This is a genomic window from Devosia sp. Root635, assembly GCF_001427605.1.
In the GTDB taxonomy this organism is placed as follows: Bacteria; Pseudomonadota; Alphaproteobacteria; order Rhizobiales; family Devosiaceae; genus Devosia.
Map to the genome: position 1 here is coordinate 1 of NZ_LMGZ01000014.1, position 21,366 is coordinate 21,366.

A 21,366-nucleotide genomic window follows, 5' to 3' on the forward strand; every position below is an offset into this window, starting at 1 on the left:
ACGGAAAACCCTTCAAACTCGCCATCAACGCTGCAATGAGAAAGTTCATCACCATCCTCAATGCTATCGTCAACAATCGACAGTTGCTTGACCCGAGGAGACTTCACTTAAGCCAGCGTTTCGCAAGTGCAGTGCCCTCGGGTCGAGCCCGAGGGTGACGCGCGGTGTTTGGTTGCCTAGTAGCTCTTCTCTTTCAGATACCGCTCCAGCAGGCGCACCAGAAGCGACAGCGAAATGGTCATGGTGAGGTAGAGGAAGGCCACGACATTGTAGGTTTCGAAGAACAGGAACGAGCCGGAGGAATAGACCTTGCCGAGCTGGGTGATGTCCTGCACGCCCAGGGCCGAGACCAGCGCGGAATCCTTGATCATCGAGACGAAATCATTGGCCAGAGGCGGCAGGATGGTGCGCAGGGCCTGGGGGAAGGTGACGAGGCGGAAGCATTTCCAGCGGGAAAGGCCGAGCGAGCGCGCCGCTTCGAGCTGGCCGCGATCGACCGATTCTATCCCCGCGCGGAAAATCTCGGCGATAAAGGCAGAATAGCAGATGGTGAGCGCGACGATGGCGCGCCAGACGAAATCGAACTGGCGGATGGTGACGACGGTGTCGAAGGGCTGCAGCAGCCAGTTCAGGCCGGCCACCATGCCGGGCGCGCCGACAAAGGCGACGTAGAAGAGGAAAACCAGGACCGGAATGCCGCGGATGATTTCGACGTAGAAGGTGGCGATTTCGCGCAGGACGCGGTTGCCCGAAGTGCGGGCCAGGGCGACGAGCAGGCCGATCAGCGTGGCCACGGTGAAGGCGACCAGAGTGACCCAGATGGTGGTGAGGACGCCGCCTGACAGGGCGCGGAAAATCTGGCTATAGCCCGCATCATTGGTGATAGCCCAGAGGCCGGTGACAAAGAGCAGCCCGATGGCAAGCAGCCACCAGGGGATACGGGCGAGGATGGAGGGGCGGCGGGCGATATAGGTCATGGTTTTGTTTTGCCCCGCAGGCCCTCAGTCGGTCTTCCCTCCCCCTTGAGGGGTGGGATCGAGGGTGGGGGTGTCGAGGGCTCCTCGCATACCGAGTTCGGGGAGAGCTCGACACCCCCACCCTGCTCGATTCAACGGACTTAGCTAAAGCTAAGTCCTATCTCGCTTCCAGCCATTCGGGCGTAGCCCTCATGGCCTTCTCACCTCAAATCGCTCCACCGGAGCGATTTGCCCTGCGGGACGGCTCGAAGCCCCGCAAGGGGGAGGGTGACCCGACTGACGCATCGTGACGCCTACTGCGCCGAATTGTATTCGTAGAACCACTTCTGCTGCAGCGCGTCCATGGTGCCGTCGGCCTTGATCTGGGCCAGGGCGGCGTTGATGGGGGCGACGAGGTCGGAGCCCGGGGTGAGGATGAAGCCGAAATCCTCGGTGCCGAGCGGCTCGCCGATGATTTTGAAGGCGCCGGGATTGGCGCCGATATAGCCATTGGCCGAGGTCTGGTCCATCAGCACGGTATCGACATCGCCGGCCTGCAGGGCTGCGACCGAGGTGCCGAATGTGTCAAACAGCTTGATGCGCGGATTGGCCTCGTCGCCATCGAGCACGTTGTAGACGGCAACATAGAAATTGGTGGTGCCGGCCTGGGCCCCGACCAGATTGGCGGCGTCGGCGGCAAAGCTGGCCGCGTCGGTAAAGCGGGTCTCGTCGGCGCGGACCAGCATCAGCTGCTGGCTGGTGAGGTAAGAGTCGGAAAAATCGATCTGGCTCTTGCGCTCGTCATTGATGGTGATGCCATCCATGCCGACCTCGAACTGGCCGTCGCGCACTGCCTGAATCATCACGTCCCAGCTGGAAAGCTGCCAATCGACCTTGGCATTGAGGCGCTTGGCGATTTCGTTGAAGAGATCGTATTCGAGCCCGATGCCCTCGCCGGTCGCCGGATCGGCGAAATTGAGCGGCACATAGGCGTTTTCGGTGACGGCGACAATGGTGCGGCCGCCCAGATCGGGCAGCGCATCCTGGGCCTGGGCGGCAGGCAGGCCCAGGATTGCAACAGCCGCGGCGGCGGCAAGGAACTTGGCGAGCGAAGTCATGAGGCAGCAGTCTCCCGGTCGGTGTTGCCGGGAGACTAGAGCATCCGGCCAAGGCTTGGAAATGGGCTATTACGCCTCGGCTTGGAAATGGGCTATTACGCCTCGTCGCTGACCGGTGCGTCAGGTCCGCGCGTCTGCAGCGATTCAATGGCATTCTTGGCGCTGGACTTGGAGGCATAGGTCTCGGTGCGGACCATGGTCTCGCCATTGCCGGCGACGAAGCGCACGAAATGCTGGCCATCCTTGGAGGCAACGATCTCGAAACGGTAGCCGCTGCCGGCTTCCTCGCCCTTGGAGAGATCGACCGTGGCGGCGCCGCGCGCGTTCTTCTTCAACGACTCGATGGCCGACTTGGCGCTGGCCTTCTGCTTGTAATTCTCCGACCAGAAAATCTTCTCGGAATTGTAGGAGAAATCGAACTTGAACTGATCGTTGGCGGCCGGGGTGACGTTGAATTTATGCGCCATGACGCTGAGACTCCTCTTCGGCGGCCGCGACCCGGCCGCCCTCACAAGGGGGTAGATTAGCGGCATGGGAGCAGAAGGGAAGCCCTCCTATGCCCGGTCGATATGGCCCAGGTCGCGGTCGGGATCGATACGATCGCGGACCAGCTGCTTGAGCTGCTTGACGTCGGGGAAGCCGCCATCGCGCTTGCGTTCCCAGATCAGTTCGCCATCGAGATGGATTTCGAAAATACCCCCGGTGCCGGGCACAAGGGTCACGGCGCCCATTTCGAGGCTGAAGGTGGAGAGGACTTCGGAGGCCATCCAGGCCGATCGCAGCAGCCAGTTGCACTGGGTGCAGTAGGTGATCGATAGCGTAGGCTTGTCGGCCATTCAGGCCTTCTTGCGCTGCTTGACGTCGGCCGGATCGACCAGGCTCGCCAGAATCTGGTCGACGAGGTCGAGATCCTGCCGTTTGCCGGCGGCCTGCTGCTGCAGGTCAACCAGGTAGGACGTGGTGTAATAGAGCCGCCGCGCCAGCATGGTGGCGATATGCAGCGAGAATTCGGGGCGAGAATCGAGGAAGGTCAGCGCATCGGCGATTTCATAGGCGGTGACCGCCGACAGCGCCTTGACCGTGGCCGAATGGGGCATGTCGAGCAGCACCGCCATTTCCCCGAAGATGGACCCCGGTTCGTCAACATGGGTGACCTGGGTGCGCTCGCGGATAACCTCCACCTGCCCCTCGACCAAAACGTAGAGCCGGCCGAAGCGTTCGCCTTCGGGCAGCATGACCGCGCCCGGCTTGAAGCTCGCCTGCTTGAGCCCTTTGCAATATTCGAGAATATCGGCCATCTGCACCTCCGCCTGCCGGCTTTCTATATCGCGTAATCTCAAGGCCGGTCAAAGCAAAGCCGCCCGGCGCGAACCGGGCGGCCAATGGCTGAAAGGCTCGATCAGTTGATCCAGACCACCGTGCGGTTGGACTGATCGACCAGAGCCGGGCGATCGCCGAGATAGACATAGCCGTAATGCGAATCGGGGATGGTTGAAATCGCGGTGCCGTCGGGCAGCACGTAGCCGACCACCGCATCGCCTTCGACTTCGACCGAGGTCACCGGATTGGCGACGGCGAAATCGGCGGCGGTCTGGGGCACCAGATAGCCCGGCGACTGCACCAAAGCGCGGCTCTGCAGGTCGACGATCCAGACGCGGTCATTGGCATAGACATAGCCGTATTTGGCGTCGCCCTCGATGGGGTAGACGGTCACGTCGGCGGGGACGACGAAGCCGATATCGGCGGTGCCATCGAAATAGATCGGCTCGACCGGATGGGCCGCGACATAGTCGATGGACGAAGTGGCGATGCCTGCTTCAGCGCCGATGGTGGCGCCGGCAAAGCCGCCGATGACAGCGCCGATGGGGCCGCCGAGCAGGCCGCCGATCACGGCGCCGGTGGTGCCGCCGCCGGTTGCGCCAATGACGGCGCCCGCTTCAGCATCGGACTGGACGCCGACGACCTTGTCCTGCGCGAAAGCAGGGACTGTGGCGGCGAGCGAAAGCGCGGCCACCGAGGCCAAAAGAATTTTCTTCATTTTTGTTTCCTTTCACGGAGTGGCAAAGCCACTCATTGCGGCGCGCGAACCAGCAGAGGTCCACGCCATTTCCGCCCCGTGACTGGACAACGGGAGTCCGCCCCCTTCGTTCCGGGCGGGGACAAGCCGGCCCGGAGGTGTGGCCGATGGGCTACAGAAGCGCCTGGATGGCCGGCTCGAGCGAAGCCGGCAGGATATCGGGGGCGAAGCGGGCCGCGACCTGGCCATCGCGGCCGACGAGGAACTTGGCGAAATTCCAGGCGATATCGCCGGGATGATTGGCCTTGAGCCAGGTATAGAGCGGGCTCTCACCGGGGCCATTGACATCGAGCCGGGCGAAGAGCGGAAAGCTGACGCCGAAATTGATCTCGCAAAATTGGGCGATCTCGGCGGCCGAACCGGGCTCCTGGCCGCCAAACTGGTTGCAGGGAAAACCCAGCACGACGAGGCCATCATCCCCATGGGCCTGCCACAGTGCCTCGAGCCCCTCATATTGCGGAGTGTGGCCGCATTGGCTGGCGGTATTGACCAGCAGCACCACCTTGCCCGCATAGGCGGCAAGGGGCTGGCTGGTCCCATCCAGCAAAGGCAGGGTGAAATCGGCAAAAGTGGTCATGATGGCACAATCGGCGAGGACGGGGACAGGGGAGGCCCTGCTCAGGGCTGGGTGGGCTGCTGCAGGTCGTTTTCGGACACGATACGCAGATGGGTCTCGGCCTTGGCCTGGACCTTGTATTGCACCGCATGGCCCTCATAGGGCAGCAAGGCGACAATCTGGCATTCGCCGGCCTTGCGGCTGCTGCTGCCACGATTGGGCAACAGGTCGAGCGTTTGGCCGACCTTGTATTTGTGCATGTTGGGAACTCCGGCAAAAACCGACTTTATCAGCTTAACCCGCCCGACGCGAAGATAATCGGCAGGCCGAACGGCCGGACGGCGCGGGCGCCTCCGGATGTGTGGCAGCGGGCGGACCCCGAGACGGTTTTCGCCCCTGAGGTTTTTAGTAGTGAGACGGAAGCCGCCTCGGGGTGCCGGGACTTGCTCGGACGGCGCGATCGCAAACCCCAGCGGATTGCCGTAGCGCCCCGCCCGAATGTTTCGTCCGCTCGACCCGAAAGCAGGCGCGACCCCGCCTTCCCCGGCTGGCTTCCGGACGCTCGTCGCTGCAGCGCCGCCCGTATCCCGGAAGCTGGGGACATCATACGCGCGGTGACGCCTGCAGGGATAAGATGGATAACTTTGCTTGGGACTCTAGCGATTGCGATATTGCTCGATGCGCCTGGCCAGCTTCTGGCGCAGATCGAGCATCTTCGCCTGGTAGGCGGCATATTGCGGATCTTCATGCGGCGCCTGTGGCGTCTCCAGCCGCGGCCGCAGCCGCCGCACCGGCAGGGGCACCTTGTCCTTCACCAGCCAGACATAGGCCTTGAGATCGCTGCGCCAGACGCTGTTGGCCGCCTCCCAACCATCGAGCTCCGCCAGGGCCTGGCCGAGCTGGGTGGCGAGCCCGCCATGATCGGGCGCCGCCATCGGCAGGGGATCATCATGGGCAAGGAAGGGCCTGGCGTCCCGCAACAGCGCCTCGGCCACGCCCATGGTATGGCGGGAAACCGGCGCCTCCGGGCGGCGCGTGGCCACGGAAGTGACCTGCGCCTGCAGGGCGCTGAGCCGGAGCCAGAGGGCTTCGTGGCGGGCCGCGAGGGCGTGGGTGACGCTCGGCAGGGATTTTTTGCGCGGCCTGGCGGGATGGGCGGAGACAGGCGCAGCCTGCTGATCAGGCTGGGTTTGCGGGGATTGTTCCCCGAAAGGCGGCTGGGTGGTGTGTGGGGTCATGAGGTTCTCCTGTTGGGGCGGGATACCGGACAGGAGAGGATAGAGCGGGATGGAGGGGCGGGGATAACTTAATCGAACAGTCTCTACGTCTTGACACCTCGAAGCAGCAAGCGCCTTCTGCGAGTAAATTGGGGGGCAAAGCAACGATGAGTGTTGTTGCTGACGATGAAGTCGTCGTTGAATTAGAAGTTCGGGAGGAAGATACCAATTTCCTCTCCCCGCTCATAACGGAGACTGGGAGCCTAAACTCAGAGCACCGACGGAGACGAAGTGACAGTGACTTCCTCAGCGTCCATCCAGCTGACGTAGCCGCGGAAGAGCTAAAGGGATGGTCGATCCAACGTGCAGGAAAGCGCGCGACCAGGCTAAAGCGTCGAAAGGCACACGATAGATGGCTCGAAGATCGAGTCTGGTGTTTGTTTCGTTCGATGGGCTACGAGACCCTCAACGGTAGCGATTTTAAGATTAGCTTTGCCCGACCGGATGGCTCACGAGGGAAGAAGCAAATTGATGTATATGCCGAAGACGGGGAGACTGCTCTCGTTATCGAGTGCAAGTCTCGGTCGGATCGGGGGCGAAGATCACTCCAGAAGGACATTCAGGAGACTATATCTCTTCAGCAATATTTTCGGGATTCAATCAATAGGCGATTTTCAGGCAAACCTAGGCCAAAAATCGTTTGGATTTATGTGACCAACAACATCCTTTGGTCGACGCCAGATATTGAGCGCGCGGACGCTCACGACATCAAAGTAATTACGGAGAACGAACTTCAGTATTTTGAGACCTTTGTTAAGCATATGGGGCCAGCCGGAAAATACCAGATTCTGGGTGAATTTTTGCGAGGTCAAAAAGTTGCTGGGTTAGCAGACGTTAAGCTTCCGGCTATTAAAGGACGAATTGGCGGTGAAACTTTCTACAGCTTCGTCACCACGCCTAGAAATTTGCTGAAAATAGCATTTATCAATCATCAGGCACTCAATCACCCTGACGGTCGGCCCGCATATCAACGAATGATATCTTCGTCGAGAATAAAGGAAATTGGCTCTTTTATTGCTGCCGGCGGCTTCTTCCCTACAAACATTTTAGTGAATCTTTCGGATTCTCCGCATTTTGATTTTATATCAAACAAGGAAAATACCGATCCGAACTTGAAATTCGGTTGGCTGACCTTGCCGTCGAAGTATCGATCCGCTTGGATAATTGACGGTCAGCATCGGCTATATGGTTTCTCGCACCTAGACGACAAGTACCTAGATCAGAGCTTGTTCGTCCTTGCGTTTGAGAAAATGGCTGTCCAGAAAGAGGCAGACCTCTTCATTACAATAAATCATAAGCAAAAAAGCGTTCCAAAGGGCCTTCTCGTAAGTCTCTTGGCAGATATACGCATGGGCGATAGTGATCCATCGACCGCATTATCCGCTCTTGGATCGGCGGTGGTCCGAGCCTTGAACACTGACAAGACGAGTCCACTCTCTCGCCGGTTCGCTATTCATGGCGTCCCTGCCGAACCTAACCAAAATCTAACCATCTCCGAGGTTGTAAATGGCCTTCGAAGATCAGGCCTAATCGGACGGCTGTCCGGCAAGTTAGTTGCGCCTGGCCCGCTTTCAGGCGCGACTGACGAAGATACCATCGAGCGCGCTTCAGTGGTGTTGAACGCATATTTTGAGCAGGTGCGCGCCGCCAACCCTCCTCGCTGGGAGGCGGGTAGAGAAGCATTTGTTGGCGTCAACCCTGGAGTTCGCGCGCACCTATCGGTCATAGCAGAGGTAGTAACTTACCTAACGCATAAGAAATCTCTCGATTTTGCGCTGATGAGGCCCGAGGAATTTTCTCAGCATATCATCGGTTTCTGCAAGCCAATTTATGAGTTTATCGGCCACTCGTCCGACGAGGTAATCAAGGACAAATTTTCGCGTAAATTTGGCGAGGGTGGTGTCAAGGAATACGCTTATCATCTAATGCATATATTGAAGAGTGCACATCCAGAATTTGGTACTGAAGAATTCCTACGATGGGTGGATCAAAGCAATTCTGAGAAAATCGATGAGGTGAATCAGTTTTTGATGAAGCTCGCGGAACGCCTGACTGACTATGTCATCGACACACTGAAGCGCGTTCACGGAACACATCGCCTGGCAAGCGACGAGCAGGCGTTTTGGGAAATTGGGGTCGAAAGTGAGCGCATTCGGCGCAACGCTTTCGAAGCCCAACAGAATGACAAAGCGCGAAGAAAGCCGAAGGAAGCGTACCTAAATATCGTTGACCTCGCCGAGATTGTGAAGCAAAATAACAATTGGCCGCATTTCGAGTATGTATTTAAGAATGCCTTGCCTGGAGAAAGATCTGGGCAGAAATACTATCTAGCCTGGATCCAAGACTTCAAAGAACTTAGAAACATAGCTGCACATAAAAACCAGCTGAAGACTTACACCGACGCAGATCTGGAGCTGGTAGAGTGGCTGCGGACCGAAGTGCATCCTAAGTTGCCATCATGAGCGATCGTCCATTGAAGCCGTTCCTTAAGTGGGCTGGAGGGAAGCGCTGGCTTTTTGAAAGCGCGCAGTTTTCCTTGCCAAAGTTCACGGGAGCGTACTTCGAACCCTTCCTAGGCGGGGCAGCCGTCTTTTTCGAGACCAGGCCAGACCGTGCGATCCTAAGCGACGCGAACGGGCGCTTAATTGAGCTCTATGTGGCCGTTCGCGACAAACCGCGCGAGTTGGAGTGTCTCATGCGAAAGCACGCGGGCGCCCATTCGAAGGACTACTATTACGCTGTGCGTGAAGAAAATTTTTCCGACGCACTAGATCGAGCAGCGCAGTTTTTATACCTCAACCGCACCTGCTGGAATGGCCTCTATAGGGAAAATCTCAGAGGTCAATTCAACGTTCCAATTGGTACCAAGCAGATTGTCGTCTCGTCCGCCGACGATTTTCCGGCATGGTCCGAGGCACTCGGGAGTGCAACGTTAGTACATAGCGACTTCGAGAAAACAATCGACGCCGCAACCGACGGTGATTTTATTTTTGCTGATCCGCCCTATACGGTCAGGCACAACATGAATGGCTTCGTAAAGTATAACCAGAACATATTTGCCTGGAAGGACCAGGTGAGGTTGCGTGACGCACTGAAGCGGGCCGCCGAAAGGGGGGCGTCGTTCGCCATCACCAACGCTGACCACGAGAGCATTCGGGAGCTCTACAAGGATTTTGGCCACCACAGCCAACTTGGTCGACACAGCGTCATTGCCGCGAGTTCAGTCCATCGGGCGCCTTCTACAGAGCTGCTGATTACAGGTTAAGCGTCATGGCCTTAGACGGCTAGTCATCCCCCATCTTCAGCGCCTTGATGAACGCCTCCTGCGGAATCTCCACAGACCCGAACTGCCGCATACGCTTCTTACCGGCTTTTTGTTTCTCCAGCAGCTTGCGTTTGCGCGTCGCGTCGCCGCCGTAGCATTTCGCCGTCACATCCTTGCGCATCGCCCTGACGGTTTCGCGGGCGATGATCTTGCCGCCGATGGCGGCCTGGATGGGGATGACGAAGAGGTGGGGCGGGATCAGGTCCTTGAGCTTTTCGCACATGATGCGGCCGCGCGACTCGGCGACGGTGCGGTGGACCAGCATGGAGAGGGCGTCGACGGGTTCGGCATTGACCAGGATCGAGAGCTTGACCAGGTCGCCGGGGCGGTGATCGGCCAATGTATAGTCGAAGCTGGCATAGCCCTTGGAGATGGATTTGAGGCGGTCGTAGAAATCGAACACCACTTCGTTGAGCGGCAGGTCGTATTCCACCAAAGCCCGGCTGCCGACATAGCTCAGGTTGCGCTGGATGCCGCGGCGATCCTGGCAGAGCTTGAGGATGGAGCCGAGATAGTCGTCGGGGGTGAGGATGGTCGCCTTGATCCAGGGCTCGCGGATTTCCTCGATCTTCATCACATCGGGCAGATCGGCCGGATTGTGCAGGTGGATGGTCTCGCCATTGGTCAGCACGACCTCGTAGACCACCGAAGGCGCGGTGGCGATGAGATCGAGATCGAATTCGCGGGAGAGGCGCTCCTGGATGATTTCGAGATGCAGGAGGCCGAGGAACCCGCAGCGGAAGCCGAAGCCGAGGGCGGCGCTGGTTTCCATTTCGAAGGAGAAGCTGGCGTCGTTGAGGCGCAGCTTGCCCATGGCGGCGCGCAGCTCGTCGAAATCGCTGGCATCGACGGGGAAGAGGCCGCAGAACACCACTGGTTGTGCCGGCCTGAAGTCCGGCAGGGGCGTGCTGGTCGGCTTGCGATCATCGGTGATGGTGTCGCCGACATTGGTTTCGGCGACTTCCTTGATCGAGGCGGTGAAGACGCCGAGCTCGCCGGGGGTGAGCTCCTTGACTTCGACCAGCTTGGGCGTGTTGACGGCGACGCGATCGAGCTCATAGACGGCGCCCGAGGCCATCATGCGGATCTTCTGGCCCTTCTTCATCACGCCATCGATGATGCGGACGAGGACGACGACGCCGAGATAGGTATCGTACCAGCTATCGACCAGCAGCGCCTTGAGGGGGGCGTCGATATCGCCCTTGGGGGCGGGCAGGCGGTGGACGATGGCTTCGAGCACACCTTCGATATTGAGGCCGGTCTTGGCGGAAATCTCCACCGCCTCGGAGGCGTCGATGCCGATGACGTCCTCGATCTGGCTCTTGACGCGATCGACATCGGCGGCCGGCAGATCGACCTTGTTGAGGACGGGGACGATTTCGTGATTGGCATCGAGCGCGTGGTAGACATTGGCCAGCGTCTGCGCCTCGACGCCCTGGGAGGCGTCGACCACCAGCAATGAGCCTTCCACCGCGGCCATGCTGCGGGAGACTTCGTAGGCGAAGTCGACATGACCGGGCGTGTCGATGAGGTTGAGGATATAGGTCTCGCCGTCATTGGCCTTGTAGCTGAGGCGGACGGTCTGGGCCTTGATGGTGATGCCGCGCTCGCGCTCGATATCCATGGAATCGAGCACCTGCTCCTTCATCTCACGGAGTTCGAGCCCGCCGGTCATCTGGATGAGGCGGTCGGCCAGGGTGGATTTGCCATGGTCGATATGGGCGACGATGGAGAAATTGCGGATGCGGGAAAGCGGCGTTGTCATAAGCGCGCTGATAGCAGATGCGCTTGGGGCGAGAAAGATGGTTTAGCGCAGGTTAACGGCGGCGGCGCGCACCCTTTTGCATGGCTCATGCGTTGCGAAGGCATGCGCAAACTCATCCCGCTGTTGATCGCCCTCCCGCTGCTGGCCGCCAGCCCTGCCCTGAGCCAGGATTTGCTGGGACCAATCGAAGATTTCGTCGAGACCCTGACCGACCCGCCGGACCAGCGGCAACCGGCGCCGCGGCCCGAGGCCGAGACGCCGCCCCCGGTGCCTAGGCCGCGGCCGCCCAGCCTGCCCGATGGCCCGGTGGTGGAGCGACCGGCGCCGCCTGTCACGGCCCCGGCGGCGGAGGAGGAACCCGCGGCGGAGCCGGAGGTGGAGCCTGAGCCGGAGCGTATCTACCAGGTGGCCTGTCCGGCCGTGATCATGGGGCTGGTGGAGGCCGAGATGGCGCCGCCGCTGCGTGAGGGGATTTGCGGGGAACAATCGCCGCTGGTGGTGACGGGGGTGATGAGTCGGGGGCGGATGGTGCCGCTATCGAGCCCGATGACGACCAATTGCCAGATGGCCGGCGCCCTGCCCGGCTGGGTGGAGACGGTGGATGGCTATGCCGAAACCGTGCTGGGGAGCGCACTGGCACAGATCGATGCCGGCACCAGCTATATGTGCCGCAACCGCAACAATGCCGAGGCGGGATTCACGTCAGAACATGGCTTTGCCAATGCGGTGGACGTGACCGGCTTTACGCTGGAGGACGGGCGGACCATCGCGGTGAAGGCCGACTGGCCGCCGGCGGCAGCGCCGGAGGGGCGATTGCTGCGGCTGGCGCATGATGCGGCGTGTTCGGGATTCAGCACCGTGCTGGGGCCTGAGGCCAATGCGGAGCATGAGGACCACCTGCATCTGGACCTGGGATGCCATGGAGCAAGGTGTATGGCGCGGATTTGCGAGTGAGGGCGGACCCAACCTTCGATCGTCAGAGCCCGGCAATCCACGGCTCTGCGTATGCCAGGACAAGCCGGGTGATGACGATGGGGGCGTGATGGCATGCCGCAATGTTTCAGTCGTCTCCCTCCCCCTTGCGGGGAGGGATCAAGGGTGGGGGATGGTTAGCCCGGATATCCGGGCTAAACGACACCCCCTCCCAACCTCCCCCGTCAAGGGGGAGGAGCCGCGCAGTGGGCGTGGCGAGGTTGCGATAGCACTGGCGCCACTCCCAGTCGAATTGCCTCAGAAACTTACTGCGCCGGGGTCTGGGTGGTGACGGTGCCAGCTGGCGGGGCGGCAGGGGCCGCTGGAGCGGGGGCGGTGTAGATGGCGGTTACGGCGTCGACGCCGCGACGGTCGGCGCTGCCATCGGCGCAGTCGGGCGTGGTTTTTTCGACATCGGCCTTGACCTGGTCATAGGCGGTGGCGGCCATGGCGGGATCCATGCCCAAAGCGGTTTCGAGGCGCTTGCGGTCGGCGTCCATGCCGGCGGTGACATCGGGTTCGATGGTGACCGCGCAAATCTCGATGACCGCCAGCGTGGCGTAGAAGCCGGTCAGCATATTGGCCTGCTTGGGCGTGGTATTGAGGCTGGCGGCGGGATCAATGACGATTTCGGGCGCCGCGGCGGGGGCAGCTTCCTGCGCGGCGGCAGTGCCGAGCGTCAGGGCGAGGGCAGCGAACACGGCGAGCGGACGGATCATCGGGGGCTCCTTGAAGGGCGGGTCTGATTACCCCCCTTCAAAGGCGCGATTATGGCTTCAGCACGGCACCCGGTCGCGAGACGGATGATGCACGGGCAGATCGGCCCAGTCGCGCAGGCTCATGCTTTCAGGGTCGAGCGGCAGGCGGGGTGCGGAAAACAGGCCGGCGAAGAGGCGAGTAAGCCTGGGCAGGAGACTGGACATTTTGTGACCTCCTTTCGGTCGCGACAGATGGTGATGGGCTGTTCATGCGCTTCCGGCGCCGGGCCCGCAATGGACAAGGTCGCCGCTGCATTGTAGAAAAACTATATGGCCAGCCCCTTCCCCATTCCGCTCAATGCGCTGCGCGCCATTGAAATCGTGGCCCGACGCGGGGCCCTGGCCCCGGCGGCCGAGGAACTGGGCGTGACCATCGGCGCGGTGAGCCAGCATCTGCGGCGGGCCGAGGACAGGCTGGGCATGGACCTGTTCGAGCGCACGCCGGCGGGATTGCGACCGACCCCGGCGCTGAAAGCGGCGCTGCCGCAACTGACAGCGGGCTTTGCTGCCCTGCAGGACGGCCTTGCCGGGCTCAAGGGCAGCGACGAGGGGGTGCTGAACCTGACGGTGGGCAGCGTCTTTGCCTCGCGCTGGCTGATCTGGCGCATCAACAAATTCACCGCGCTCAACCGCAATATCGAAGTGCGGCTCAACGTGACGGCGACCATGCTCGATCTCAGCCGGCCCGACCTGGACTGCGGCATCCGCTATGGACATGGGCAATGGCCGGGGGTGAATGCCGAACTGGTGGGGGGCACGGCATATCAGCCGGTCTGCGCCCCTGTCGTGGCGAAGCGATTGAAGCGCCCGGCGGACCTGGGCGACGTGCCGGTGATCCAGGACGAAACCACGATGCTGAGCTGGGATGCCTGGCGGGCGGAAGTGGGGCTGGACGCGGGCATCAGGCTGAGCGGGCCGGTCTATTCGGATGCCTCGCTGGCCTTCGACGCGGCGATTTCCGAACAGGGCGTGCTGATGGCGGCCGACATGATGAGCGCCGACGCGGTCAGCGACGGGCGGCTGGTGCGGGTGTTCGAGCATGCAGTGGACGGGCCGCAGGGCTATTGGCTGGTGACGGCCAAGGGGCGGCGCGAGAGCCACAAGCTGCGGGCATTTCGCGAATGGCTGAAACGGGAAGTGCCGGCCAGCGTGCGCGGCTATGTGTATCAGAGCCGGGGGTGAGGCGCGATGGCGGCGATGCAGAGCTATCTGGTGCTGTTGCGCGGCATCAATGTCGGGGGCAGGAACAAGATTGCCATGGGCAAGCTGAAGGCATTGCTCGAGGAACTGGGCTTTGCCGGCGTGGCCCCCTATCTGCAAAGCGGCAACGTGATCGTGCAGTCGGACCTGGCGGCGGCCAGCATTGCGCCGCGGATCGAGCAGGCCATCACGGCCGCATTCAAGCTGGACAGCGACCTGATCAAGGTGCTGGTGCTGAGCCGCGCGCAGCTTCGGGCGGTGTTCGCGGAGCGGCCGAAGGGTTTTGGCGACGCGCCGGACACCTATCACAGCGACGCCATTTTCCTGATGGGAATGGGAATCGAGGAGGCCATGACGGCGTTTTCGCCCAAGGCGGGCGTCGATACGATCTGGCCGGGGAATGGCGTCATCTATTCGCAACGGCTCAGCGCTTTGCGGACCAAGACGCGGCTGAACCGGATGATGGTGAGCCCGCTTTACCTGTCGATGACGATCCGGAGCTGGGGGACAGTGGGCAAACTGCTGGAGATGATGGGGGATGGGGCGGCGTAGTGGCGCGGCCGCCCGGTCACCCTTCTCCCCTCGTGGGACAGGGCTATCGCTTATGGGGTTGCTCGCAATTGTCTCAGTCGTCTCCCTCCCCCTTGCGGGGAGGGATCAAGGGTGGGGGGATGTTTAGCCCCGATATCCGGGCTCCCAACACCCAATCCCAACCGCCCCCGTCAAGGGGGAGGAGCCGCACGGTGGGTGAGGCGAGATCACACCCATGTCCATATGCGATTGCCCTGCCCGTCAAGGGTCTCGACCCGGGCCATACAAGGACTAACACGCTATCGGTGGCCGTTGACTGCCCCTGATAATTCGATATATCTCGATATATGGAATCAAGTGACGCCATTGCCGTGTTTTCTGCGCTGTCGCAACCGACGCGGCTGGCGGTGTTTCGGCTGCTGATGCTGCATGAGCCGGCCGGGCTGCCGGCCGGGCGAATTGCCGAGCAACTGGATGTGCCGCAGAATACGCTGTCGACGCATCTGGCGATTCTCAGCCGGGCCGGGCTGATCGCGGCGGAGCGCGACGGCCGCAGCATTGGCTATCGGGCGGAGCTGGGGCGAGTGCGGGATATTACGCGCTTCCTGGTGCAGGACTGTTGCGGCGGCCGGCCGGCGCTGTGCGAGACGCTGATGGCGGAGCTGGCGCCCTGTTGCTCGCCGCAGAGCATAGCCCATGGCTGAGGCGCGGCACGATCTCGGCCGGTCATTGGCGGCCGAGGCGCTGGGCACCGGAGCGCTGGTGGCGACGGTGGTCGGCTCGGGCATCATGGCGGAGCGGCTGACCGGCGATCCGGCGCTGGCGCTGCTGGCCAACGGGTTGGCGACCGGGGCCATGCTGGTGGTGCTGATCACCCTGTTCGGGCCGATTTCGGGGGCGCATCTCAATCCGGCGGTGACGCTGGTGCTGGCGCTGCGGGACAAATGGCAGCCGCGGCGGGCGCTGGTCTATATGGGCAGCCAGATGGCCGGTGGGCTTGCCGGCACGATGCTGGCGCAGGCGATGTTCGCGGAGCCCATTCTGGAGCTGGCGACATCGACCCGAAGCGGCGCCGGGCTGTGGCTGGCCGAGGGTGTCGCCGGTTTCGGGCTGGTCGGCACGATCCTGATCGGCGCCAGCGTGGCGCGTCCGGCGCTGGCCTGGCTGGTGGGGCTCTATATCACCGCGGCCTATTGGTTCACCGCATCCACCAGCTTCGCCAATCCGGCAGTGACGGTGGCCCGCGCCTTTACCGACAGCTTTTCCGGCATTCGACCGGGGGATGTGCCGGGCTTCATCGTGGCACAAATGGCGGGGGCGCTGCTGGCGCTGCTGCTGACGGGCTGGCTGCTGCGGCCCCTGGAGAAACAGACGCAATGACCGTCACCATCTATCACAACCCCGATTGCGGCACGTCGCGCAACACGCTGGCGATGATCCGGCAGTCCGGCGTCGAGCCCGACGTGATCGACTATCTCCGGACCCCGCCGAGCCGGGAACGGATCGTGACGCTGGTGGCGGCGGCGGGGCTGACTTTGCGCGCGGCTTTGCGGCAGAAGGATACCCCTTATGCCGCGCTGGGGCTGGATGATCCGGGGCTGGATGACGAGGCGCTGCTCGATGCGATTGCCGAGCATCCAATCCTGCTGAACCGGCCCTTCGTGGTGACGCCGCTGGGCGCAAGGCTGTGCCGGCCGAGCGAGGTGGTGCTCGAAATCCTGGAGAATCCGGATATCGGGCCCTTCACCAAGGAGGATGGCGAAGTGGTTGGTCGCGGCGACGCGCGATAGCAGGACCGCGTCACCGTCCTGGGGTCAGACGCGAGAATATTGCGCGCATTGGCCATTTGGCCGCATAACGTTGCGCGTTGGCGGATCGCGCTCCGCCGAATGAATGAAACTCTCCAAGGGGCTGTGCTAGCATCGGCAAAAGTTCGGTGCAGCGGAGCCTGTGGGTCATGAGCGATGTCATCATTCTGGGGGCCGGCATTGTCGGGGTGGCGACGGGCATTCATCTGTTGCGGCGCGGGCGCAGCGTCACGCTGATCGACAAGAACCAGCCGGGACGCGAGACCAGCTTCGGCAATGCCGGCATTATCCAGCGCGAGGGGGTGCGGCCGCATGCCTTTCCGCGCGACCTGGCCATGCTGATGCAGGTGGGGCTGCATCTGAGCACCGCGGCGCGCTACGAGCCGCTGGCGCTGCCGCGGCTGGCGCCGGCTCTGCTGCGCTATTGGTGGGAATCCTCGCCGGAGCATTATCGCCGGGTGGTGCAGAGCTATGCGCCGCTGATCGCCCGCTCGATCGTGACCCATGCCGACCTGATGGCACAGGCGGGGCCCGACGCCGAAGCGCTGGTGAGCAAGAGCGGGTGGCTGCTGGCCTTCCGCAGCGACAAAGGCCTGCGCCGGGAGGCCGAAAAGGCCCGGCAGGACCACGATCAGTTCGGCATTTCCCACCGCGTGGTGGAATGGCCCGAGCTCAAGGCGATGGAGCCGGACCTTAAGGGCGGGCTGGCGGGGGCGATCCACTGGACCGACCCCTGGACAGTGCGCGATCCGGGCGCGCTGGTGACCGAATATTTCAAGCTGTTCGAGCGGCTGGGCGGCCGTTTCGTGCGCGGCGCGGCGAGCGGGCTCATCCAGGATGGCGCCGGCTGGGCGGCCGAGGTGGACGGGACGCGGCATGGAGGCAAGCAGGCGGTGATCGCGCTGGGGCCATGGGCGCCGGACGTGCTCGACAGGCTGGGCTATCGGCTGCCGCTCTTCGTCAAGCGCGGCTATCACATGCATTACGGCACCCAAGGCGGGGCCAGGCTCAACCAGCTCATTCTCGATGCCGAGGTGGGCTATGTGCTGGCGCCGATGGCGCGGGGCATCCGGCTGACCACCGGGGCGGAATTCGCCATGCGCGACGCGGCGCCGACGCCGATCCAGCTCGGGCGGGCCGAGCATGCGGCCAAGGAACTGTTCCCGCTGGGGGAAAGGCTCGACCCCGAGCCATGGAAGGGCGCGCGGCCCTGTACACCCGACATGATGCCGATCATCGGCAAGGCGCCGCGGCATGAGGGGCTGTTCGTCGGGATCGGTCATGCTCATCACGGCTTTACGCTGGGGCCGGCGACGGGGGAATTGCTGGCGCAGACGATGACCGGCGAAGAGCCCGCGATCGACGTCAAGCCGTTCGGGATGGAGCGGTTTATCGGGCGGTAGGGGCGGCGCGCCACCATCCCTGATCCGGCCCGCAATAGCGGTGCCGATGTTCATCGCCTCCCTCCCCCTTGAGGGGAGGGATTGAGGGAGGGGGTCCATCAGTGATCCACAAAGCCACCCCCTCCCCAGCTCTGCTACGACCCTGCGGGCCGAGCGTCGCTACCCTCCCCTCAAGGGGGAGGGTGGGGCGGGAGCCGAGGGAGCAGCGTCGCTTTCAGCGCCCAAAACGCTAACGCAACCAGCCGGTGGGGCGGGGGTGGAGTTCCATCTGGCCGTCCTTGGTGGCGGCGTCGATGGCGGCGATTTCGTCGGCCGACAGGGATAGATTGTTGAGCACGCCCAGATTGTCTTTGAGCTGATCGAGATTGCGCACGCCGATCAAGGCCGAGGTCATTTCGGGGCGGCGCAGCACCCAGGAGAGGGCGAGCTGGACCATGGACTGGCCGCGGCTCCTGGCGATGTCGCCGAGCCTGTCGACGGCGGCAAGAACACGCGGCTCGATATGGCTGGCGCGGAGGCTGCCATTGGGATTTTCGCCGCGGGTGCCGGACTTGTCGCCGGAATTGTATTTGCCCGACAGCACGCCCTGGGCCAGCGGGGAGAAGGCGATCATGCCGATGCCCAGTTCGCCGCAGGCGTCAATGGTGTGGTCGTTCTCAATCCAGCGGTTGATCATCGAATAGCTGGGCTGATGGATGGTGGTGGCGACGCCCATCTGCTTGAGGATGGCATGGGCCTCGCGGGTTTCCTTTTCCGGGTAGCTGGAAATGCCGACATAGAGCGCCTTGCCGCTTTGGACGGCATGGGCCAGCGCGCCCATGGTTTCCTCGAGCGGGGTCTCGGGGTCGAAGCGGTGGGAATAGAAGATATCGACATAGTCGAGCCCCAGGCGCCGGAGCGATTGATCGAGGCTGGCCAGCACGTATTTGCGGCCGCCGAATTCGCCATAGGGGCCGGGCCACATATTGTAGCCGGCCTTGGTGGACACGATCAGCTCGTCGCGATAGGGGCGGAAATCGCGCGCCATGACCTGGCCGAACAATTCCTCGGAAGAGCCGGCGGGCGGGCCGTAATTGTTGGCGAGATCGAAATGGGTGATGCCGTTGTCGAAGGCGTGCCCGAGGATTTCCATGGCCGAGGGATAATCGCGCGTGCCGCCGAAATTCTGCCAGAGGCCCAGGCTGATGACTGGCAGCTTGAGGCCGGAGCGGCCCGAGCGCCGGTATTGCATCGTGTCATAGCGTGCCGTATCGGCCCGATAGGTCATGGTTATTCTCCCGAAAATTTGCGATTTGGCCGCGCGTGACGCTGGGCGCGGCGAATGGTATGAGCGGGCCGATGAGCCCGCGTGAATCCGATATGAACGCTAATCTGCCCCAAGGCCAGCAACCATACAAGGTGATGGCCATCTATAAATTTGCCGACCTGCCGGATGCCGAAGCGATCCAGCCGGAACTGGCCGCATTCTGCTGCGGGCTTGGGATCAAGGGCACGCTGATCCTGGCGCCGGAGGGCATCAACGGCACGGTGGCGGGAACGGCCGGTAATATCGATGCGCTGGCGGAATGGCTGTTTGGCGGCGCGGTCTTTGCCGGGCGGCTCAATGGCGCCGAGGTGAAATATTCGGCGGCGGCGGAAATGCCCTTCCTGCGCATGAAGGTGCGGCTTAAGCCGGAAATCGTCACCCTGCGGGCGCCGGAGGCCAATCCGGCCAGGACGGTGGGCACCTATGTCGAGCCGGCGGACTGGAACGGGCTGATCGCGCGCAACGACGTGGTGCTGGTCGATACGCGCAACGACTATGAGGTGGGGCTGGGCACGTTCCAGCGGGCGCTGGACCCGGCGACCCGGAGCTTCACCGAATTCAAGGATTACGTGGCCGAGCATCTGGACCCGCAGCGGGACAGGAAGGTGGCGATGTTCTGCACCGGCGGCATCCGCTGCGAGAAGGCGTCGAGCTACCTGCTGAGCCAGGGCTTCGAGGAAGTGTTCCACCTCAAGGGGGGGATCCTGAAATATCTCGAGGTGGTGCCGGAAAGCGAAAGCCGGTTTACCGGGGAATGTTTCGTGTTCGACGAGCGCGTATCGGTGGGGCATGGACTGGTGGAAGGCGACGCGACCTTGTGCCGGGCCTGCCGGCATCCGCTGACGGCGGCGGATCGGGCGGCGCCAGACTATGTCGAGGGCGTAAGCTGCCCACATTGCGCCGGGGAGGCCGGCAAGCATGCGGCGGCGGCCGAGCGACAAAAACAGATGGAACTGGGCCGCAAGCATGGCGTGGCGCATCTGGGCGATGCAGCGGCAACTGTTGCGGCGGAACGCAAGGCGGCCAAACGGGCCCTGGCCGAGGCATCGCGGGCGCGGAACAAAACGGGCTAGGCCGCGCGCGGGCGCGCAGGCTTTCGCCATTGCTTCGGCGCCTGTGTGCCGCTGAGCACTGTATTGCCCGGACGAGCCGGGCAATGACGGTGGATTCAACCACCCCTTTCTGCGCGTGTTGCATGCCGCGCCGGTTCTGGCGGCCTGAGCTCAGGCATTGCCGATAAGGATGCCGGCGGCGAAGACCAGCGAGCCGCCGAGCACCACCTGCAGGACCGCGCGCCAGAACGGCGTCTGCATGTAACGGTTCTGGATAAAGGCGATGGCCCAGAGTTCGATCAGCACGATGACGATGGCGACCGTAGTGGCCGTCACGAAATCGGCGATGAGATAGGGCAGTGCATGACCGAGGCCGCCAATGGCGGTCATGATGCCGGCGGCGAGGCCCCGCTTGATCGGGGAACCGCGGCCGGTGAGCTTGCCATCGTCGGAGGCGGCTTCGGTGAAGCCCATGGAAATGCCGGCGCCGATGGCGGCGGCAAGGCCGACAAGAAAGGTCTGGTGGGTATCGCCAGTGGCGAAGGCGGCGGCGAAGACCGGAGCCAGGGTGGAGACCGAGCCGTCCATGAGGCCGGCGAGGCCGGGCTGCACATAGGTCAAGACGAACTGGCGGTGCGCCTCGGTGGATTCACTGTCGCGGCCTGCGGCGCCGAGCACCGTGGCGTCGATGCGGTCGGCGGCATCGGCATGCTTGCGCTCCTGGACGGCGAGGTCGCCGAGGAGCTTGCGGATACCGGCATCGGTCGCCTGCTTGGCAGCCTCCATATAGAAGCGATAGGCCCCCTCCTCCATCTCCCACACCTGCTGGCGCACCGCTTCCAGGGTCAGCGTCTTCATCAGCCAGAGCGGCTTGCGGGGCACGAAGCCTCGGACATGCTCGCGGCGGATGGGGACGAGGCGCTTGCCGAAGCGCTCCACGTAAAGATCGAGCAGACGGCGGCGATGCTCGTCCTCCTCGGCGGCCATGCCCTCGAACAAGGCGGCCGAGCCGGGATAGGTCTCGGCGAGGCGCGTGGCGAATTCGGAATAGATGCGGCCGTCTTCCTCTTCGGCGGCCACGGCAAGGGAGAGGATTTCGCGCTCGGACAGGGAGGAGAAGCTGCGGCGGGTGTCGGGGCGGAGCGAAAACATGACGGGCACACTTTGGAATAGTTCTAAATAATGATTAGAACGGTTCTAAGGTGATGGCAAGAGTGGGGGTGAGGTGGAAGGGGTTGGGCTGTGAAGATGAACGCGCCACG

General features: G+C 62.7%; 24 protein-coding genes. 10 read left to right on the forward strand and 14 right to left on the reverse strand.

Translation table 11 applies throughout. The annotated features are described in order from the left end of the window. Positions 1-176: 176 nt before the first annotated feature. The 9 genes from ASD80_RS08690 to ASD80_RS08730 all read right to left on the reverse strand — a co-directional run bounded on the left by ASD80_RS08690 (position 177) and on the right by ASD80_RS08730 (position 5,945). Positions 177-968, reverse strand: a complete 792-nt coding sequence (locus ASD80_RS08690; protein ID WP_413813370.1) for an amino acid ABC transporter permease — start codon at positions 966-968, stop codon at positions 177-179. Positions 969-1,270: 302 nt separating this feature from the next. Further along, a complete protein-coding gene (locus tag ASD80_RS08695) occupies positions 1,271-2,074 on the reverse strand; it encodes a transporter substrate-binding domain-containing protein (RefSeq protein WP_056231533.1) in 804 nt (267 codons plus the stop codon). A gap of 95 nt (positions 2,075-2,169) precedes the next feature. Continuing rightward, on the reverse strand, positions 2,170-2,541 hold the full coding sequence (locus ASD80_RS19280) for a YegP family protein (protein ID WP_056231535.1): 372 nt from the start codon (positions 2,539-2,541) through the stop codon (positions 2,170-2,172). A gap of 87 nt (positions 2,542-2,628) precedes the next feature. Further along, entirely contained in the window at positions 2,629-2,910 is a 282-nt protein-coding gene (locus tag ASD80_RS08705; RefSeq protein WP_056231538.1) for a SelT/SelW/SelH family protein, read from the reverse strand. Beyond that, a complete protein-coding gene (locus ASD80_RS08710) occupies positions 2,911-3,372 on the reverse strand; it encodes a Crp/Fnr family transcriptional regulator (RefSeq protein ID WP_156460383.1) in 462 nt (153 codons plus the stop codon). 101 nt (positions 3,373-3,473) lie between these two features. Beyond that, positions 3,474-4,112 carry a DUF1236 domain-containing protein gene (locus ASD80_RS08715; protein ID WP_056231543.1) on the reverse strand — a complete coding sequence of 213 codons (639 nt, stop codon included), beginning with the start codon at positions 4,110-4,112 and terminating at the stop codon, positions 3,474-3,476. A gap of 151 nt (positions 4,113-4,263) precedes the next feature. Beyond that, a complete protein-coding gene (locus ASD80_RS08720; protein ID WP_056231546.1) occupies positions 4,264-4,728 on the reverse strand; it encodes a glutathione peroxidase in 465 nt (154 codons plus the stop codon). Positions 4,729-4,769: 41 nt separating this feature from the next. Next, positions 4,770-4,967: a hypothetical protein gene (locus ASD80_RS08725; protein WP_056231548.1), complete on the reverse strand. Its 198-nt coding sequence runs from the start codon at positions 4,965-4,967 to the stop codon at positions 4,770-4,772. Between the two features lie 396 nt (positions 4,968-5,363). Then, positions 5,364-5,945: a hypothetical protein gene (locus tag ASD80_RS08730; RefSeq protein WP_056231551.1), complete on the reverse strand. Its 582-nt coding sequence runs from the start codon at positions 5,943-5,945 to the stop codon at positions 5,364-5,366. A 428-nt stretch (positions 5,946-6,373) separates the two neighbouring features. Between ASD80_RS08730 and ASD80_RS18480 the strand changes: the two genes are divergently transcribed. Together ASD80_RS18480 and ASD80_RS08740 are read left to right on the forward strand one after the other, a co-directional pair. Continuing rightward, positions 6,374-8,446 (forward strand): DGQHR domain-containing protein, encoded by a 2,073-nt coding sequence (locus ASD80_RS18480; RefSeq protein WP_210168427.1) that lies wholly within the window; start codon positions 6,374-6,376, stop codon positions 8,444-8,446. Further along, positions 8,443-9,249 carry a DNA adenine methylase gene (locus tag ASD80_RS08740; protein WP_056231558.1) on the forward strand — a complete coding sequence of 269 codons (807 nt, stop codon included), beginning with the start codon at positions 8,443-8,445 and terminating at the stop codon, positions 9,247-9,249. Before ASD80_RS18480 ends, ASD80_RS08740 begins: the two co-directional genes overlap by 4 nt. A 19-nt stretch (positions 9,250-9,268) precedes the next feature. On the opposite strand, the gene lepA is transcribed toward ASD80_RS08740, so the two are convergent. Continuing rightward, the gene (gene lepA / locus ASD80_RS08745) at positions 9,269-11,074 is read right to left on the reverse strand and encodes a translation elongation factor 4 (protein ID WP_056231561.1); all 1,806 of its coding nucleotides are present in this window, start codon (positions 11,072-11,074) and stop codon (positions 9,269-9,271) included. 102 nt (positions 11,075-11,176) lie between these two features. Between lepA and ASD80_RS08750 the strand changes: the two genes are divergently transcribed. Further along, the gene (locus ASD80_RS08750; RefSeq protein ID WP_056231564.1) at positions 11,177-12,028 is read left to right on the forward strand and encodes an extensin family protein; all 852 of its coding nucleotides are present in this window, start codon (positions 11,177-11,179) and stop codon (positions 12,026-12,028) included. A 284-nt stretch (positions 12,029-12,312) separates the two neighbouring features. Here ASD80_RS08750 and ASD80_RS08755 read toward each other — a convergent pair whose 3' ends face one another. Then, a complete protein-coding gene (locus ASD80_RS08755; protein WP_056231567.1) occupies positions 12,313-12,765 on the reverse strand; it encodes a hypothetical protein in 453 nt (150 codons plus the stop codon). A gap of 57 nt (positions 12,766-12,822) precedes the next feature. Then, positions 12,823-12,969 (reverse strand): hypothetical protein, encoded by a 147-nt coding sequence (locus tag ASD80_RS18735; RefSeq protein WP_156460384.1) that lies wholly within the window; start codon positions 12,967-12,969, stop codon positions 12,823-12,825. 105 nt (positions 12,970-13,074) lie between these two features. Here ASD80_RS18735 and ASD80_RS08765 point away from each other — a divergent pair, with 105 nt between their 5' ends. The 6 genes from ASD80_RS08765 (at position 13,075) to ASD80_RS08790 (ending at position 17,746) form a co-directional block, all read left to right on the forward strand. After that, positions 13,075-13,986 carry a LysR substrate-binding domain-containing protein gene (locus ASD80_RS08765; RefSeq protein ID WP_056231571.1) on the forward strand — a complete coding sequence of 304 codons (912 nt, stop codon included), beginning with the start codon at positions 13,075-13,077 and terminating at the stop codon, positions 13,984-13,986. A gap of 6 nt (positions 13,987-13,992) precedes the next feature. Beyond that, positions 13,993-14,556, forward strand: coding sequence for a DUF1697 domain-containing protein (locus ASD80_RS08770; protein ID WP_200950270.1), 564 nt, complete (start codon positions 13,993-13,995; stop codon positions 14,554-14,556). Between the two features lie 326 nt (positions 14,557-14,882). Then, the gene (locus ASD80_RS08775; protein WP_056231574.1) at positions 14,883-15,239 is read left to right on the forward strand and encodes an ArsR/SmtB family transcription factor; all 357 of its coding nucleotides are present in this window, start codon (positions 14,883-14,885) and stop codon (positions 15,237-15,239) included. Next, positions 15,232-15,915, forward strand: a complete 684-nt coding sequence (locus ASD80_RS08780; RefSeq protein ID WP_056231577.1) for an aquaporin — start codon at positions 15,232-15,234, stop codon at positions 15,913-15,915. The genes ASD80_RS08775 and ASD80_RS08780 overlap by 8 nt, the downstream gene beginning before the upstream one ends. Then, on the forward strand, positions 15,912-16,325 hold the full coding sequence (arsC, locus tag ASD80_RS08785) for an arsenate reductase (glutaredoxin) (RefSeq protein WP_056231578.1): 414 nt from the start codon (positions 15,912-15,914) through the stop codon (positions 16,323-16,325). Before ASD80_RS08780 ends, arsC begins: the two co-directional genes overlap by 4 nt. A 167-nt stretch (positions 16,326-16,492) precedes the next feature. After that, positions 16,493-17,746, forward strand: coding sequence for an NAD(P)/FAD-dependent oxidoreductase (locus tag ASD80_RS08790; RefSeq protein WP_056231581.1), 1,254 nt, complete (start codon positions 16,493-16,495; stop codon positions 17,744-17,746). A 229-nt stretch (positions 17,747-17,975) separates the two neighbouring features. On the opposite strand, the gene ASD80_RS08795 is transcribed toward ASD80_RS08790, so the two are convergent. Then, positions 17,976-19,013 carry an aldo/keto reductase gene (locus ASD80_RS08795; RefSeq protein WP_056231583.1) on the reverse strand — a complete coding sequence of 346 codons (1,038 nt, stop codon included), beginning with the start codon at positions 19,011-19,013 and terminating at the stop codon, positions 17,976-17,978. A 92-nt stretch (positions 19,014-19,105) separates the two neighbouring features. On the opposite strand from ASD80_RS08795, the gene ASD80_RS08800 reads away from it, so the two are divergent. Beyond that, positions 19,106-20,125: a rhodanese-related sulfurtransferase gene (locus ASD80_RS08800; protein ID WP_056231681.1), complete on the forward strand. Its 1,020-nt coding sequence runs from the start codon at positions 19,106-19,108 to the stop codon at positions 20,123-20,125. 150 nt (positions 20,126-20,275) lie between these two features. On the opposite strand, the gene mbfA is transcribed toward ASD80_RS08800, so the two are convergent. Then, positions 20,276-21,256, reverse strand: a complete 981-nt coding sequence (gene mbfA / locus ASD80_RS08805; protein ID WP_056231586.1) for an iron exporter MbfA — start codon at positions 21,254-21,256, stop codon at positions 20,276-20,278. Positions 21,257-21,366: the final 110 nt, after the last annotated feature.